The 16,797-nt window shown below is 37.6% G+C and carries 16 protein-coding genes; 4 read left to right on the top strand and 12 right to left on the bottom strand.

Translation table 11 applies throughout. The annotated features are described in order from the left end of the window. Positions 1-173 precede the first annotated feature (173 nt). Positions 174-488 carry a hypothetical protein gene (locus tag GA0116959_RS13135; protein WP_092721070.1) on the top strand — a complete coding sequence of 105 codons (315 nt, stop codon included), beginning with the start codon at positions 174-176 and terminating at the stop codon, positions 486-488. Between the two features lie 94 nt (positions 489-582). After that, on the top strand, positions 583-897 hold the full coding sequence (locus GA0116959_RS14450; RefSeq protein ID WP_092721093.1) for a hypothetical protein: 315 nt from the start codon (positions 583-585) through the stop codon (positions 895-897). 101 nt (positions 898-998) lie between these two features. On the opposite strand, the gene GA0116959_RS13125 is transcribed toward GA0116959_RS14450, so the two are convergent. The 5 genes from GA0116959_RS13125 to GA0116959_RS13105 form a co-directional block, all read right to left on the bottom strand. Then, positions 999-2,309 (bottom strand): DcaP family trimeric outer membrane transporter, encoded by a 1,311-nt coding sequence (locus GA0116959_RS13125; protein ID WP_092721069.1) that lies wholly within the window; start codon positions 2,307-2,309, stop codon positions 999-1,001. Between the two features lie 180 nt (positions 2,310-2,489). Further along, positions 2,490-4,145, bottom strand: a complete 1,656-nt coding sequence (aliA, locus tag GA0116959_RS13120) for a cyclohexanecarboxylate-CoA ligase (RefSeq protein WP_092721068.1) — start codon at positions 4,143-4,145, stop codon at positions 2,490-2,492. 48 nt (positions 4,146-4,193) lie between these two features. Further along, complete coding sequence (aliB, locus tag GA0116959_RS13115; RefSeq protein ID WP_092721067.1) at positions 4,194-5,351, bottom strand: cyclohexanecarboxyl-CoA dehydrogenase; 1,158 nt, start codon at positions 5,349-5,351, stop codon at positions 4,194-4,196. Positions 5,352-5,366: 15 nt separating this feature from the next. Further along, positions 5,367-6,149 carry a 2-ketocyclohexanecarboxyl-CoA hydrolase gene (gene badI / locus GA0116959_RS13110; protein WP_092721066.1) on the bottom strand — a complete coding sequence of 261 codons (783 nt, stop codon included), beginning with the start codon at positions 6,147-6,149 and terminating at the stop codon, positions 5,367-5,369. 68 nt (positions 6,150-6,217) lie between these two features. Then, on the bottom strand, positions 6,218-6,985 hold the full coding sequence (locus GA0116959_RS13105; RefSeq protein WP_092721065.1) for a glucose 1-dehydrogenase: 768 nt from the start codon (positions 6,983-6,985) through the stop codon (positions 6,218-6,220). A 602-nt stretch (positions 6,986-7,587) separates the two neighbouring features. Here GA0116959_RS13105 and GA0116959_RS13100 point away from each other — a divergent pair. Further along, positions 7,588-8,082: a MarR family winged helix-turn-helix transcriptional regulator gene (locus GA0116959_RS13100; protein WP_092721064.1), complete on the top strand. Its 495-nt coding sequence runs from the start codon at positions 7,588-7,590 to the stop codon at positions 8,080-8,082. A 307-nt stretch (positions 8,083-8,389) separates the two neighbouring features. On the opposite strand, the gene GA0116959_RS13095 is transcribed toward GA0116959_RS13100, so the two are convergent. Beyond that, positions 8,390-9,661, bottom strand: a complete 1,272-nt coding sequence (locus GA0116959_RS13095) for an MFS transporter (protein WP_092721063.1) — start codon at positions 9,659-9,661, stop codon at positions 8,390-8,392. A gap of 308 nt (positions 9,662-9,969) precedes the next feature. Between GA0116959_RS13095 and GA0116959_RS13090 the strand changes: the two genes are divergently transcribed. Continuing rightward, a complete protein-coding gene (locus tag GA0116959_RS13090; RefSeq protein WP_092721062.1) occupies positions 9,970-11,193 on the top strand; it encodes a CaiB/BaiF CoA transferase family protein in 1,224 nt (407 codons plus the stop codon). A gap of 51 nt (positions 11,194-11,244) precedes the next feature. Here GA0116959_RS13090 and GA0116959_RS13085 read toward each other — a convergent pair whose 3' ends face one another. From GA0116959_RS13085 to GA0116959_RS14445, 6 genes are all read right to left on the bottom strand, one after another. Continuing rightward, positions 11,245-12,429: an MFS transporter gene (locus GA0116959_RS13085; protein WP_092721061.1), complete on the bottom strand. Its 1,185-nt coding sequence runs from the start codon at positions 12,427-12,429 to the stop codon at positions 11,245-11,247. 46 nt (positions 12,430-12,475) lie between these two features. Next, the gene (locus GA0116959_RS13080) at positions 12,476-13,750 is read right to left on the bottom strand and encodes a DcaP family trimeric outer membrane transporter (protein WP_092721060.1); all 1,275 of its coding nucleotides are present in this window, start codon (positions 13,748-13,750) and stop codon (positions 12,476-12,478) included. Positions 13,751-13,780: 30 nt separating this feature from the next. Then, complete coding sequence (locus GA0116959_RS13075) at positions 13,781-14,449, bottom strand: 3-oxoacid CoA-transferase subunit B (RefSeq protein WP_092721059.1); 669 nt, start codon at positions 14,447-14,449, stop codon at positions 13,781-13,783. After that, the gene (locus GA0116959_RS13070) at positions 14,446-15,117 is read right to left on the bottom strand and encodes a 3-oxoacid CoA-transferase subunit A (RefSeq protein WP_092721058.1); all 672 of its coding nucleotides are present in this window, start codon (positions 15,115-15,117) and stop codon (positions 14,446-14,448) included. The genes GA0116959_RS13075 and GA0116959_RS13070 overlap by 4 nt, the downstream gene beginning before the upstream one ends. Before the next feature lie 37 nt (positions 15,118-15,154). Continuing rightward, entirely contained in the window at positions 15,155-16,432 is a 1,278-nt protein-coding gene (locus GA0116959_RS13065; protein ID WP_244878601.1) for an MFS transporter, read from the bottom strand. Positions 16,433-16,707: 275 nt separating this feature from the next. After that, positions 16,708-16,797: hypothetical protein (locus GA0116959_RS14445; RefSeq protein WP_244878580.1), on the bottom strand; the 90-nt coding region annotated here is incomplete at its 5' end.

Below are 16,797 nucleotides of genomic sequence, written 5' to 3'. Positions count from 1 at the left end.
ATTTTTAATGTTATATCAGCTATTTAAGTTTTCTTTAAAAAATTATTATTACATTTCACATATTATGTAACATCCCTTTGATTTTTTATTTTTAAAAACCTGTTATTAATGGTCTTGTCTGTTTTATTCAGATACGTATCTTAAATTAATAATATGTGTAGAGGTATAGAAAAATGAGTAATTCAAATAATCAACAAAATGAGAACCAAAGCCAGCAACAGCAGCAAAATGACCAACAGCGTCAACAAAATAATCAGCAACAACAGCAAAATGGTAATCAAAACCAACCTAACCAACAAAATGAAAATCAAGGTCAGCAACAACAGAATGACCAACAACGTCAACAAAGTAATCAGCAGCAAAATGGCAATCAAAGCCAAACCCATCAACAAAACGATAACCAAGGCCAACAGCAACAGCAAAATGACCAACAACGTCAACAAAACAATCAGCAACAAGAGCGGAAAGACCAAAGCCAACAAAAATAATGATTCTAGATGAATGATGATTTTTGATATTTTCACCCGTCCTAGAATTCAAAGTTTGTATTTCTAGGCAAAATGAAACATTAGGAGCTCAGTCATAACCAACCAAAATTTAAACAATCAAAATCGTACTCCGGATAGTATAAATTCAGAAAATTATTGGCGAGAAACATATACTAATCGACCATATTACAATGATTTACAACGTGATATTCCCGATATTGATTACGACAGAGATTTATCTTCTGCCTATGAATTTGGGCGGAACTCACGCTCTGAATATGGTGAAAATGCTCGTTTCGAAGATTCAGAAAGTGACCTTCAAACCAAATGGGATAATTTTAAAGCAGAGTCTCGCTTAAAGTGGGAACAAGCAAAACATGCAGTTAAAGATGCATGGGATCGAATGTAATTCAATATTATGATTTAAAAAATGGGCCATTGGCCCATTTTTTGATTTATTCTAAATTAACCATTTATAAAAAAATGAGACTATTTTTATATAAATTTATTTTAGAAATCATAAATTGCTGTGAAATTTATTCGATTGTCCTTACCAGTCAAGTCATTGAAAGTTTTACGTTCGCCATACATATATTCAACGCCAAAGTTTAAAGTTTTAACTGGCGTGTAAAACATATTGATCCATGCTTCTTTTAATGATTCATTCTGTGTTGTCACATCTTTGACCAGTGTTGCAAATGCATTGTCATCTTTAGCTTTCATATAACCCATGCCTAAAGTTGAACGTAATTTAGGGGTAATTTTTTGTGTAATACCCAGTGTCAAAACATCAAATTCATTGGCTCTCATTTTGCCGTTTTGATCAAAAACATAGGCCATGTTAGACCAAAGTACATTTTTGGTATCACCTTTAATATGGTTATAGTCAAAACGTAATAATGTGCTGTCGGTCACTTGATACTTTCCACCCAATGCGGCACCCCAAGCCAGAAAATCATCATTGCCTTCGTGATTGGTCGCTTTTTGCGTTAAAAATGCACGTCCAGACAGTGCAGAACCATTATCAAATTTATAATTGATTCGACCCGTTGCTGACGGAAGCTTTAATTTTGCATCTGGGTCAGTGGTAAAATTCTGCGTCCCTGAGGTGGTGACGGTTTCAGCTTTAGAGTCTTCTAAGCTAAATGCCAAATTTAGTTTTTGATCTACAGGTACTGTATATTTAATTTGCGGTACACGGGTTAACGAACCACCAACAGACAAAGAAGCATCTACTGTTTCAGGGAAATATTCAAGTGCATTGAAGTTTGACCATGTTTGACCCACTAACCAGTCGTCATAGGTTAAATATGCATGTCGAATACGAAATGTATCACGCCCCGCTCCACCAAAGAAATCCATTTCCAGCTTACCACCTAAATTGTGATCTCCTGAAATAGGGGTTTTAAAATTTAGTCCAAAGCGGGTCGCATTGAGTGTGCTCTGAAATTTATCCGAATTTTTACGTTCAGCCTCAGTCCCTTCGAGCGGTACAGCACTAATCAAGTTATACATGCTATTAGGACCTTTAAATTGATAACTCGCGTCCGCACGCACATTTCCGTATAAAGTGATCTCAGTGTTTGATTTAATCGTATTTAACACATTGGTCGGTTTAGCCACAGGTTCAGCAACTACAGCAGGGCTTAGTTGAACTTTGGGCTGATTGACATAGTTTTGCAGCATCGTTTTCAGCTCTTTCACTTCCTGCCGCAATTGCTCTACTTCCGTTTGATCCTGCGCGTAGGCTTGCGAAATCGCCAACATGAGTCCTGAAGCGATCAGACTTTTTGTAAAAATACGCTTGGTGGTGAGTTTCATTGATAAATCCTTTTATTGCCCCTTATTCTTAAGGGATATTTTTGTTGGTGATTAATAAGTCATCATTGACCCATATTTTTTAAAAATTTTAATCTCTAAATACCACTGTTTCAGCAGATGCATACTTGAAATATACATCTGCTGTTTTTTTAATCTTAAAAACATCAATGATTTAAATTTTTAAGTCACACTTTCAGTCGATTTTAATAACAAATCGCGCAGTTTAAATTTTTGAATTTTTCCAGACGGTGTCATTGGAATTTCATCCCAAATTTCTAAACGTTCCGGAATATATTGCATGGCCAAATTGTGTGTTTTAAGGAACTCCACCATGTCGGTAAACTGCAACTGCTGAGTAGGATCTTTAAGTTTTACAATGGCACAGGCTCTTTCCCCTAAACGTTCGTCTGGATAGGCCACGATTGCAATGACAGCAATATTGGGATGCTTATAAAGTAAAGATTCAATTTCAGCGACCGGAATATTTTCTCCCCCCCGAATAATCACATCTTTTTTTCGCCCGCAAATTCGAATATAGCCTTGCTCATCCTGATAAGCGATATCTCCAGTATCAAACCAGTCATCCTGATCGGTGTCATTTAAATGTGAACGTTTTAAATAACCACCAAAACTTGAGCATGAACGAATCATGAGTCGTCCCGCTTCATTGACTGCTTTTTGCTGTCCCTGTTTATTGGTAATTTTTATTTCTACACCTGGTAATGCCACACCATCGGTATTGTAAGAACGTTCATCTTCATCAGAAATAAGTGTGGTGGTAATCGCGCCACATTCAGTCATGCCCCATGCCGAAATCACTTTAACCCCTAAAGTCTCACGCGCTTTTTGTACCAGTGGCCCCGGAATGGGTGCGCCTGCACATAAAAAAGTTTTAAGACTATTCACCTGATCATGATGTTCTGCAACAGTATTAGACAAATCGTTGAGGAATGGCGTAGAAGCCATTGTAAAGCTCACTTGATGTTGATGAATAAGCTCAACGGCTTGTGAAACTTCCCATACATCTTGCAAAATGACCTTGGCATTGAGCTCGATGGGCATGATTAAACCGTACATAAAACCAGTTTGGTGTGCCATAGGCGACGCCATTAAAACGACATCATTTTCATTCAGATTTAAACGTTTTGCATAAGGCACAATATTTGAATATAAAGTATTTGAGGTGTGCATTACCCCTTTGGGTTCACCCGTTGTACCTGAAGTGAAAATCAACTGGGTAATATCATCTGCACCGAGATTAAAATCATCTAAAGCAATTACCGCAGCTAGATGATTATCAAGCCCGTGATTCACCAATAACGCATTAAAATTATTTTCCGTATTTCCATCAATCACAACCACATGCTCTAAGGTTTCAATTTTAGCTTTTAATTGGTTGGCCAACTGCTCATGATCAAAATTACGAAAGATTTTTGGCACCACAAATACTTTTGATTCTCCGTGTCTCAACATAAATTCAAGTTCACGCTCACGGAAAATAGGCATCAATGGATTGAGTACTGCACCTATTCTGCTACAAGCCAAATACAACAAAGTAAATTCCCACCAGTTCGGCAACTGGCACGAGACCACATCATTTTTGCTGACCCCCAAATGCTTTAAACCTAAAGCAATTTTATTGGTCATTTCCCAAAGTTGTTGATAGCTAAAAGCACGTTCAGTTTTTTTGTCAGTTTTAAAACTCACCAATGCTGTCTTATCTGGGTTTTGTTGCAATGCAGTTTGAAGTGATCCGATAATGGTTTTATTTAACCAGTATCCTTCTTTAAGCATTTTTTCCTTTCTCGGTGCTATAAGCACTGCATCGAAGTCCATTTCCTAACTCCCTGATTTTAGTTTTATCTGCCTGATTTATTATAAAATTTAAGCGGGTACTGCTTTTCGTCCTGCTTTATGGCGTGCAATAATTGTTTTCATAATTTGTGCTGTACCGTCTCCAATTTGGAAACCCAATACATCACGCATGCGCTGCTCCATCACTCCGCGGTCATAACCTGCATGACCAAAAGTGAGTAAGCATTGATGAATGACATCATAAGCAAGTTTTGGCCCCCACCATTTACACATCCCCGCTTCTGCGGTATGCGGCAAATGATTATCTTTCAACCACAAAGTTTGCAAACACAATAAACGTGCGGCTTCAACTTGAGTTTCATAATCTGCCAATGGGTGAGAAACGCCTTGAAATGCAGTTAATGGCTGTCCGAAAGCTTGACGCTGCGCAGCATATTCCCAAGCTTCATCTAGACTAACGCGTGCAACCGCCAAAACCTGTAAGCCAATCAATGCACGAGAGAAATCAAAACCTTGCATGACTTGCACAAAGCCTTTATTTTCATCACCTAAACGGTGATTAACTGGAACGCGAACGTTATCAAAGAAAATTGAACCGCGCCCAATCGCACGTTGACCATGACAGTCAAAACGTGTGGTGCTAATTCCTGGTAAATTCATAGGAACCAGTAAAGCAGTCACGCCATGTGCACCATCTTCAATCGCGCCTGTACGTCCAAAAATCACCGATGCATCGGCCTGATCTGCGGCAGAAATAGACGTCTTTTCGCCATTGATGATGTATTCGTCGCCATCACGCTCAATTTTTAAACGCAAATTTGCAGCATCAGAACCTCCACGTGGCTCTGTCAATGCAATTGAAAAAATAGCCTCACCTGCAGTCAACTTTTTCAACCACGGTTCAACCACTTCGGGTTGGCCGTGTTCAGCCAAAATTTGTCCATTCAAAGAAGCCAACAAGTTAATATATGAAAAACTTAAATCGGCTTTGGCAATTGCTTCATGAATAACACCAGCAGCCAATCGTCCCATTCCTTGGCCACCATATTGTTCAGGCAACTCAGGTGCGATAAATCCCATCTCACCCATTTTTTTAACTAAATCACGATCAAAAACTCGACTTTGATCACGTTCTAAAAAACCAGGTGCAATAAATTTTTGCGCAAACTTTTCAGCTGTTTCTGCCAGATATTCTAAATCTTCATTAATATAAGGATTTTTAGTCATTCTGTTTAGCCTTTATTATTTATAGAATTTACGGAATTCTGGTTGGCGTTTCTCTTTAAGCGCATTTACGCCTTCACGCGATTCTTCAGTATCGTAATATAATTTCAATGCATACATGCCCATGCCTGCAATGCCTGCTTGATGTGCGGTATCCATATTAAAACTACGCTTTGCAATCGCAAGTGCAGTTGGACTACGCTGACAAATTTCTTCGCCCCAAGCTTGTACTTCTGCATCCAACTGATCGGCAGGAACACATTTATTGGCTAAGCCAATTTCAACCGCTTCTTGACCTGAATAACGGCGGCACATATACCAAATTTCACGTGCTTTTTTCTCACCGACAACACGCGCAAGAAACGCTGTGCCATAACCGGGATCAACTGAACCCATTTTTGGACCAACTTGACCAAAAATTGCTTTATCTGAGCAGATGGTTAAGTCACAAATAGTGGCCAATACATTGCCACCACCAATTGCATAGCCCTGTACACGAGCAATCACAGGTTTCGGCACATCACGAATTGCGGTATGCATTTCTTCCATGGGTAAACCAATGGTGCCACGTCCATCATAATTACCATCGTGTGCAGATTGATCACCACCAGTACAGAATGCTTTTTCACCCGCACCCGTAAGAACAATTGCACCCACTTCGCGGTCATAACCCGCTTTATTTAAAGCTTTAATAATTTCATCACAGGTCGTACCACGAAAAGCGTTCATTTTTTCTGGACGGTTAATCGTGATCCAAGCTACGCCATTTTTTACTTCATATAAAATATCTTCGAAATTCATTTTGTTCACTTCCTGTTCACATTATTAATTTAAATCTTTTATTTTAGAATACTGATTTTATGAAGGTTTTAACCATTCATAGTTAAACCACCAGAGACACTTAAAACTTGTCCAGTAATAAAGCTGGCATCATCACTTAAGAAAAATGCGATAGATGACGCCAAATCTTCAGGTTGACCTAAACGACCTAATGGAATCGCACGGACAAAAGCTTCACGCAGTTTTTCTGGATTAGATGCACCTTCAGTTACACCTGCCAGTAAAGCGGTATCTGTCGGGCCTGGGCAAATCACATTAATTTTGATGTTATTACGAGAGTGTTCACGTGCTAAGGTTTTAGAAAATGAAACCAAGCCACCTTTACATGCGGCATAAACAGCTTCACCTGAAGAGCCGACACGTGCAGCATCTGATGCAATGTTAACAATACTGCCAGAATTGCGCGCGACCATGCCTTTAAGAACGGCAAAGTGCATGTTCAACATACCCACCAGATTAATCTGAATCAGTTTTTCCCATTCTTGCGGGTTGGTTTTAACAAAAGGTTTAAAAATATCCCAACCTGCGTTATTGACTAAACCATCTACAGGTCCAAGCTCTTTTTCTATTTGCTGTACAGCCTGCTCAACGACATCGCTTTGAGTAATGTCACACTTAATGGCTAAGGCTTGACCATTTTGACTATTAATTTCATGAGCTAATTTTTCTGCCGCTTCAAGATTCATATCAAAAATAGCAACTTTCGCACCTTCTTCTGCCAAACGTTTACATGTAGCCGAACCAATTCCACCTGCACCACCAGTGACGATAATCACTTTATTCTGTAATCCTTTCATTTTTCTCTCCTTAAGATTTTTTATCCAATTTGATTGGCTATTTTTCAAGTTAGCGTTTGTTTAAAAAATAATAGGATTAGAATGATTTTATGTCAATACGTTTACATAAATTAAATTAATTAATATTTTTATATTATACTTATCAATATCTTACTATTTAAACTAATTAAATATATTGACATATATTTGCTTTTCACCTTAAATCTCAATCTAAAGTTCATATTCATCAACACGCTAAATTTTGATGAAAATTAATTTTTAAATTGTTTTGATTTGTCATGTAAAAATGAATGAGATGAGTAGAATTTAGGATTAAATTTTAAACAAAGTGGTTATTAAAATATGGCTTGCGTTGCTTTTAAATATGATTTTAAAGCGTTTTAATACATGAGCAATTGAGTTGTAAGGACAATATTCATCATCAAGATATAAAAATAATCTGTGTATGTTGAATTATTACTTTTTAAAAAACGTGATTTGGTTCCCGTTCATCATCAGCGAAAATGAATTAAGTGTCTGATTGAGATTTAAACCAAGCAGTTCATTTTGGTGTTCTCTAAATATTTTTATCTTTTAATTTATCTTTGAGTGGGTTTTTTATAATGAGTGATACCTTGCCCCCTGATTACAATCAATCTTTATATTCTGCCCACAATAGACTTTTTTTTAGGTTATTTCAGGTGGGAAATACATTAGATCGGCAGTCTTCAAATGAACTGGGTATTTCACCTGTGCATTGGTCGGTGCTTGGTGCACTGTCTAGACCACACGCAAAAATAGGAATGTCATTTTCTGACTTAACCGAATACTTGGGGGTCAGTCGCCAAAGTTTAGATGGCGTTTTGAAGCGATTAGAGCGAGATAGCTGGGTCGAACGTATTATTAATGAGAATGATAGACGTGCAAAAAATGTAGCCCTTACTGCAGAAGGTTTTAAAGTATGGGATAAACTGCAAATTAATTTTTTTAATTTTTATGGACAAGCGTTGGGCAAAATTGCTTTTGACGATGTCGTCACATTAATTCACCTTTTGAATAAAGTGAATGATGGGTTAAAAAGCATTAAAATGGAACAGCGCACGTCCTTAGATGTGTAAATACATTGAAATTCATCGTCTTTTTTAAGATTAAAGAATCAGTTCGCTTAACAATGAAGGCCGATTCATTTAATCAAAATGTGGCATTTTTATTTTAAAGTCAAAATGCAATTGAATTTATAATATGTGACTGATCAATTCATCAAAGCCACCATCTTGCTTTTTTACATACCACAGCGAAAATGATCCATGCTTGCTCGATTTTTTTTATTTGAAATAACATAAAATTAAAGGGTTTATTGCTAAACCCTTTAATGAATCACTAACTTTTTTAAAGTTAATCTTAAATTATTATTTCTTAAGGATATTATGACTTTTGCGGATCATATTGACGGTCTTTGATAAAAATTCCTGAGACTGCGCCACATAAGAAATATGCACCTCCCATGATCAGAAAACCTAAACCAATGGAACCGCCACTTGCAGCTGCACCAATAATGGCGGGAGCAAACATCGCGCCAATACGCCCTGCATTATAAGCACCACCGACCGCAGTACCACGAATGGACGTAGCAAAACTTTCAGTCATATAAGTGGCATTAATGGCGTAAGGAATACCATAAAGGAAACCGAAGAAAATAAGCAAATAGGCAATATTGTCTGGACTATTAAACAAAACAATGACAGGTAAGAATATCGCTGTTCCAATTGCACCAAAAGCAAATACGAAACGTCGACCTAAACGATCTGCTGCAAAACCTGCTAATACCTTACCAAAAATCATGGCAACATATGTACCAATCATATAACCTGCCATCGATTTAAAATCCATATGTAATTCAGATTCCAAATAAGCAGGCATCCAGTTATTGACCCCATAGTAGCCAAATTGTAAAAAGCCTGCGGTAAATATCCAGAGAATAAACATTTTTCTATTCAGTGGATCGCCAAAAATTTCTTTCATCGTGCTTTTTTTAACAGGTTGATTGCTCTTCGTTTCAACAGGTGCATATAAGCGTTGCAATCGTGCACGTTGCCAAGATTCTGGTTCTGGAACTAATTTTTGAATAAAAATCGCCATGATTGAGGGAATAATCGCCACAAAAAACAGCATCCGCCAGCCGTAGTCTGGAATAATCCAACCTGCCAATAGTGTTGCTACAATATAACCGACGGTCCAACCTGCCTGTAAGGTACCCAATACCGTGGTTCGGTATTCAGTGGGTACATATTCGGCCATTAATGTATTGGCGGCAATATAAAGTGAACCAATCCCAAATGCAGACAAGAACCGTAATACCGCAAATTGTTCAAAATTTTGGGTAAAACCCAGTGCCGCTGTTAAAATTGAAAAGATCAGAATAGATATAACCACGGTACGAACACGGCCTAAACGATCACAAGCCCATCCACCAATAAAACCACCTATTGCCATTCCACCCAGTGTAAAACTTCCAAGTGTGCCTGCTTGTAAGTTGGTTAAACCAAATTCAGCTTTTAGGCTATTTAAACTAAATGACAACAACAGCATATCTGCGCCATCCACCAACAAAGCTAAAAAAGCAAATATAAAAGCAATCTGTTGCGTCCTTTTGGTGGTGGGTTTTATTTTTGCTAACTCTTTGATTAAATCCGTCATGGTTTAAATGTCCTTGTTATTTATTTTCCTGTGTTTATTGTTCGGTCTCAAGCATGTGTATATCGCTTTTAAAATAAATGAAATTTCCACTAATTTTTTGAGATTACATGCTGCTTTGCTGACTTTTAAATATTGATCCGTTTAAAAAGAACAATAATTATGCAGTGATTTTTACCATAAATTCAATATTTAATTTTGTTATACGAAATTTTTTATCGAAATATTGATTATTTTCTGGTTTTAATATAGTTTTTATAAGATGGATATAATTGAAATGAAATTTTTAAAATTGAAACATGGAGCGTAACATGGGTGCTTTGACAGGCTTTCGGGTATTAGATTTAAGTCGTATTTTAGCGGGTCCTTGGTGCAGTCAAATTTTGGCAGATTTAGGTGCAGAAGTCATTAAAGTCGAGAAGCCTGATCACGGTGATGACACACGTATGTGGGGACCACCATGGTTAAAAAACAATCAAAATCAAGATACACACGAGTCTGCCTACTATCTGTCAGCTAATCGGGGTAAACATTCGGTAGCCATTGATTTATCGACGCCTGAAGGGCAAAGTATTATTAAAAAAATAGCCGAACAAAGTGATGTAGTCATTGAAAATTACAAAGCAGGTTCATTAAAAAAATATGGTCTAGATTATGCAAGTCTAAGCAGCTTAAATCCCAGACTGGTGTATTGTTCAATTACAGGTTTTGGCCAATATGGTCCACGTGCCAATGAACCTGGTTATGATTTTATTATTCAAGGTATGGGCGGTATGATGAGCGTTACAGGCGAACGTGATGATCTACCCGGTGGTGGTCCACAAAAAGCAGGTTTGGCATTTTCTGACTTAACCACAGGTTTATATTCTGCTATTGCGATTCAAGCCGCATTATTATCTCGGGAAAAAACAGGAGAAGGTCAGCATATTGATATGGCCTTGTTAGATACTCAAGTGGCTTCTTTGTCTGTTTTAGCAATGAATTATCTGACCTCCGAAAAAATACCGGGCCGTTTTGGCAATGCCCATGCCAATATTGTGCCTTATCAAGTTTTTAACGCGAAAGAAGGTGAATTTATTATTGCATGTGGAAACGATATGCAATTTAAAGCTTTATGTGAGGCAATTGGTCTACCCCATCTATCTCAAGATCCAAGATTTAATCAAAATTCAGGGCGCGTAATTCATCGTGAAGAAATCACTGATATTTTACAGCAACACTTTTATAGCCAAGCTGCCAAAACTTGGGTAGAGCTGATTCATGCTGTGAAAGTCCCTGTAGGCATGATCAATGATTTAAAACAAACTTTAGAAGAAGAACAAGTCATCGCTCGCGATATGGTTATTCAAATGCCTCATCCGTTACGGGAAGACTATATTTCCATTGGTTCACCAATTAAGTTATCCAAAACACCTGTGGAATATAAAAAAGCCCCACCTTGTTTAGGTCAAGATACCGATGCAATTTTAAGTCAGTTCTTAAGTCAGGATGAAATTCAGGAATTTAAAGACAAAAAGGTCATTCAACAACGCTAAAATGAATCATCAAACAAGGAATTCTAGGATTCCTTGTTTGATGATCAAGATTTATAGCGCAGTCATCTGCATCTGTTTACGGTCTAAGCGATCAAAAAATACCGTCATTAAACTAAAACCCAAACCGACAATACAACATCCTGTCCAGCCCCAATGATACCAAGCATATAGCCCTGCCATAGATCCAATTGCAGCACCCATAAAATACATAAACATATAAATTGAATGTTGTCTTGAACGAGTTTCATTGGCAGAACGTAAAATTAAACTTTGATTCAGTACATGCAATACCGAAATTGCCGAATAACCGCACAACAAGCCTATGACATATACCAATAAAGATTTTTGGGCAAAATATAGCAATAACCACTGAATAATCAATAATGCACAACCTAACACTGCAACAAATTTTTCTTTAGCCTGATCAATCTGTTTCCCTGCCCATTTTGTGGCAAACACACCAGCTGCACCGACAAAACCAAACAAGCCAATATACAATTCTGAAAATAAATAAGGTGGATTTGCCAATACAAATGCCATGGTGCTTAAAGCCAAAATCATCGAAGCAAATGCCATAGCCCCCACACAGCCTCTGCGAATAAGCTGCGGTGAATGCATGGCAATACTGAACATAGATTTATAAATTTGAATAAGTTTTAAATTCTGATTGGGTGCTGTGGGAATAGGTAATTTAAAATACATCACCACAGCCAAAAGAATAAGTAAGATACCACTGCTGAGATACACCAAATGCCAATCGGCAAAGGTAGTAACAATCCCTGCATAGGAGCGTGCCAATAAAATTCCTAAAAATAAGCCACTCATCAGTGTACCAATAATTTCAGACATTTTTTCTGATTCGACAATGCTGGAAATAAATGGAATTAAGACTTGAGATGCAATTGAAAAAGTCGTGGCAATAAAAGTAAAAACATACAGACTCCACAACTGCTGAGAAAAGGAAATACAAATTTGGGCCAAACCACTGATCACCATTAAACTAATAATGATTTTACGTTTGGAATATTTATCTCCCAAAGGAATCAAAACAATCAATCCGAGTGCATAAGCAAATTGACTGATCACAATAGTGACTGCTGATTGTTCCACCGTGACATGAAGAGACTTTGCCATGGCATAAATTAAGGGTTGGTTATAATAATTAGAACCCGCACAAACCCCGCAAGTGATGGCCATCATCAAGATAAAACTGCGGCTAAACAATGGTCGGCTCATAAAGTTTATGCGTCCCTTAAAATGATTCGATATTTAAAATGAAGAACTAAAATTTATATTGTGCAGACAAATTTACGCGAGAAATATCGGCTGTTTTGCCTTCAAAACTTTCTCGCTCTCCCAAATGATATTCCACCCCCAAATCCAAATATGGACGAGGCGTATAAATTAGGTTAATGGCATGGTCAGTTAATTGTTTATTATTGGTGATATTGGCTTTTGCATAAGCATTATCATCAGCAAACTTCATCCAAGAGGCTGCAATATTGCCTCGCCATTGATCATTGAGTTTGTGCGAATAGCCGAAAGTCAAACTATCAAACTCATTCATTAACAGTGAATTATTATTTAAGTCAATTGAATAATCTCCGCCCATAGCGGCACCATCACTGCTTGAACCTTGTGTGGTGTAAGACACAAATTTCTGATCACCTTTGACATGATAATAGTTGGCTTGAATAGACTGTTGCGGCGTAAATTTATAACGTGCACCTAAACCAATTCCCCAACTGAATTTATCAATATCTTGCTGATTGACTTCAGCACGTTTTTCATTAATGAAGCCTTGTCCCATCAGCAATATCGCCTGATTCTTATATATATATTTTGCAGTTAATGCCGGTAATTCAGAAGTACGATCACTTGCATATTCCAAGGCCAGTTGTAACTTGTTGCTTGCATTGAAATTAAAATCATGTCGAATCTGTGGTAACCGTGAGGTAGAAACACCTAAAAACTGAGTATAGTCAATGCTTTCTGTCATGGTTTCCATGTTCGACATTAATGACCACGTTTGCCCCAAAAGCCAATCGTCAAAGCTTACATATGCATGGCGAATTCTGAGTTTACCATCGCCTTTACCATTATCCACCCAGAAATCTGCTTCCAATTTGGCTTTCACATCTTCACGACCTGCCAAGTTTTTAATGTCGACACCAAACCGTGTGGCAGCAATGGTAAAATCAGAACGTTCACCTAAAATTGCATCAAACGGTACTTTATTAATTTGATTTGAGGTTCGACCACGTGCTGCTGTCGTATCTTTAAAATCTACTGCGCCATCTAAACGTAGAATGCCATACACATCCACATTGTCTGCTAAATGATTGATATTTTTTTGCGCTGAAGATTTAAGCTCACTATTTAATTGTGATTGCTGCTGTGCCAATTGAATATTGGCACTTTTTTGAACCGATATTTCCTGTTTTAAACGCTGCAATTCACTTTCCAACACATGAATACGCTGCTCTGTAGTTAAATTTTCGGCAAAAGAAGTTCCCGTCACCGCAGCACAAGCTACGGCTAAAATTAATTTTTTCATTATTTTCCCTAATAAATCAAATCAATATATTTACAATACAATGGCTGTTTTAGTGGTGGCATCAATTAAGATACAGCCCGTTTTTTGTTGGAGTTCTTCAAAACTTAAATCCTCTATCATTTCGGTCACAAATGCCTGATTCTCTTTTAACTCAATAATGCATAAATCGGTATAGATTCGATTTACACACTTTGCACCCGTTAAAAGGTAAGTCAGTTCCTGCACAATTTTAGGCTGATTATTTTTGGTCATATGTTCCATACATACATAAACCTGACGTGCACCTACTGCCAAATCCATTGCCCCGCCTACAGCAGGAACAGCATCTACAGAACCACTATGCCAATTGGCCAAATCACCATTTATTGCAACCTGAAATGCGCCCAAAATACAAATGTCTAAATGACCGCCACGCATAATATCGAAAGAGTCAGCTGAGTGCATAAAACTTCCGCCTCCCCACATACTGATGAGCTCTTTCCCTGCATTGATCAAGTCCTCATCGGCTTGTTCGGATGAGCTTAAAGCCCCAAAACCTAGAACTCCATTTTCTGAATGCAAAATAATTTCATGTTCAGGATTCAGGTATTTTGCGACTTTTGTCGGTAAGCCAATTCCTAGATTGACGTATGAACCAGCTTTAATATCTTGGGCAACACGTTCTACAATTTGTTCACGGCTACGTTTTTGAATAGTCATTTAATATCTCCAACTCTAACCACATGCTGAACAAAAATTCCGGGTGTAATGATGTGTTCTGGATCTAGATGACCTAATTCAACGACATCGTGGACTTGAGCAATTGTGGTTTTGGCCGCTTTGGCCATAATCGGACCAAAGTTTCGAGCGGCTTTACGATAAATCAAGTTACCCCAACGGTCAGCTTGGTGAGCGTAAATTAAGGCATAATCGGCATGAATGGGATATTCAAGTACATAGTTTTTCCCATCAATACAGCGTGTCTCTTTACCTTCAGCTATTTTTGTACCGTAACCTGTAGGAGTAAACACGGCTCCAAGTCCTGCACCCGCAGCCTGAATTCGACATGCCAAATTACCTTGTGGAACTAAATCCAACTCAATTTTCCGTGCTTTATATAAATCTTCGAACACAGTGGAATTACTGGCTTTAGGAAATGAACAAATCATTTTTTTAACCAAACCCGCACGTAATAAATTGGTTAAACCACGGTCACCTGAGGCTGCATTATTATTAATCACGATTAAATCTTTTGGACCAAAATCAATTAAGGCTTCGATTAACTCTACAGGTTGGCCTGCTAATCCAAAACCACTGGTCATGATGCGTGCACCATCTGGTATCGACTTTAAAATAATCTCAATATCCGTAGTGACTTTATTAATCATACTGTTTCCTAATACTTTTTAAGTTTCAAGATTTCAATTAATCTGCTTTTTGTGGGTCAAATAAACGATCTTTAATAAAGAAGGCTGGAATTAAACCACAGAGGAAGTAAGCCACACCCATAATCAGCAAACCTGTACCAATCGAACCACCTTGAGCAAAATAACCAATTGTTAAAGGCGCTAATACCGCACCTAAACGACCAACGTTATATGCACCACCTACTGCTGTTCCGCGCACTTTGGTCGAGAAACTTTCAGTCATATAGGTCGCATTAATTCCATATGGAATACCGTACAAAAATCCGAAAAATAGCATTAACCATAAAATGTTGTCTGGTGTATTACCAAATACAATAATCGGAATAAAAATGGCAGTCCCTATCGTACCGAAAGTAAAGACTGCTCGACGACCTATTTTGTCGGCAATAATGCCCGCAATGACTTTGGTACACATCATGATCAGGAATGTACCGATCATGTACATGGTCATTTCTTTAAATTTAATGCCTAAGTCTAATTCTAAATATGCAGGCAACCAGTTACTTACTCCGTAATAACCGAATTGTAGGAATGCTGTGCTAAATGACCATAAAATAAACATACGACGACTTAGAGCATCTTGGAAAATCATTTCAAAGGTATTTTTAGGTTTTTGTTCTACCATTCCGCTTGCTTTTTCATTTAAGCGTTTGTGACGAGATTCCATCCAAGATGCCGGTTCAGGCACTAAAAAATGCATAGCCACTGCAATAACGATGGGAATAATCGCAATATAAAATAAATATCTCCAACCAAATTCTGGCAATAACCAACCCGCTAAAAGGGTGGCAACGACAGAACCTAAAGTCCAGCCTGTCATTAGACCCGCCAATACTGTCGAACGGTATTTTGTGGGCACATATTCTGCCATTAAGGTATTACAGGCAATATAAAGTGCACCCAAACCAATTGCAGAAATAAAACGCAGCCATTTGAATTGTTCATAACTTTGTGCAAATCCAAGCCAACAAGTCAGCAAGGAAAATAAAGCAATCGCAATGACAATGACGCGTACTCGTCCAAACCTATCACAAGCCCAGCCACCAAAAAATCCACCAATCGCCATCCCGGCAAGCGTCCAACTTCCTAAAGCACCCGCTTGAATATTGCTTAAGCCAAATTCCTGTTTTAAACTGGTCAAACTGTAAGACAAAAACGCAATATCAGCCCCATCTACCAATAAGGCCAAAAATGAAAAAACAAATGCAATCATCCATACTTTGTTTTTAGGTTTTTCTTCACGGTTTAATACCATCTGTTCTGTGTTAACTGTCATCAGCTCTTCCCTATTCTTGTTCAAGCACTCCTGTGCTTTACAATTTTTTAAAAACTTGATTTCATATTTAGAATTTGATGCAGCTTAAAAGCAGATATTTTTTGATAAAAATACACAGCTTAATATGACATCCATTCAATACTTGTAGTCTAAAATCAGAATAAAAATAAAATTTCTTATAGCGAAATTTAATTTCAAATAATGATTTTTTATTTCGTTTCTAAAAATAAGTGAAAAATAAACCAGTAAAATTTACTGGCTTATTTTTAAATTTCTTAATTACAAAAAGCAGCAATGCCTGTTTGCGCACGACCTAAAATCAAAGCATGCACATCATGCGTCCCTTCATAGGTATTCACCACTTC

Origin of the sequence: Acinetobacter albensis (assembly GCF_900095025.1) — a bacterium.
GTDB classification, from domain to species: Bacteria; Pseudomonadota; Gammaproteobacteria; order Pseudomonadales; family Moraxellaceae; genus Acinetobacter; species Acinetobacter albensis.
This window is presented reverse-complemented; position numbering and strand designations above follow the sequence as displayed.

Coding starts and splice junctions, on each gene's coding strand:
- GA0116959_RS13080 (WP_092721060.1), bottom strand. CDS start 13,750: ATGAAAAAATTAATTTTAGCCGTAGCTTGTGCTGCGGTGACGGGAACT.
- GA0116959_RS13125 (WP_092721069.1), bottom strand. CDS start 2,309: ATGAAACTCACCACCAAGCGTATTTTTACAAAAAGTCTGATCGCTTCA.
- GA0116959_RS13100 (WP_092721064.1), top strand. CDS start 7,588: ATGAGTGATACCTTGCCCCCTGATTACAATCAATCTTTATATTCTGCC.
- GA0116959_RS13075 (WP_092721059.1), bottom strand. CDS start 14,449: ATGACTATTCAAAAACGTAGCCGTGAACAAATTGTAGAACGTGTTGCC.
- GA0116959_RS13090 (WP_092721062.1), top strand. CDS start 9,970: ATGGGTGCTTTGACAGGCTTTCGGGTATTAGATTTAAGTCGTATTTTA.
- aliA (WP_092721068.1), bottom strand. CDS start 4,145: ATGGACTTCGATGCAGTGCTTATAGCACCGAGAAAGGAAAAAATGCTT.
- GA0116959_RS13095 (WP_092721063.1), bottom strand. CDS start 9,661: ATGACGGATTTAATCAAAGAGTTAGCAAAAATAAAACCCACCACCAAA.
- badI (WP_092721066.1), bottom strand. CDS start 6,149: ATGAATTTCGAAGATATTTTATATGAAGTAAAAAATGGCGTAGCTTGG.
- GA0116959_RS13070 (WP_092721058.1), bottom strand. CDS start 15,117: ATGATTAATAAAGTCACTACGGATATTGAGATTATTTTAAAGTCGATA.
- GA0116959_RS13135 (WP_092721070.1), top strand. CDS start 174: ATGAGTAATTCAAATAATCAACAAAATGAGAACCAAAGCCAGCAACAG.
- GA0116959_RS13085 (WP_092721061.1), bottom strand. CDS start 12,429: ATGAGCCGACCATTGTTTAGCCGCAGTTTTATCTTGATGATGGCCATC.
- aliB (WP_092721067.1), bottom strand. CDS start 5,351: ATGACTAAAAATCCTTATATTAATGAAGATTTAGAATATCTGGCAGAA.
- GA0116959_RS13065 (WP_244878601.1), bottom strand. CDS start 16,432: ATGACAGTTAACACAGAACAGATGGTATTAAACCGTGAAGAAAAACCT.
- GA0116959_RS13105 (WP_092721065.1), bottom strand. CDS start 6,985: ATGAAAGGATTACAGAATAAAGTGATTATCGTCACTGGTGGTGCAGGT.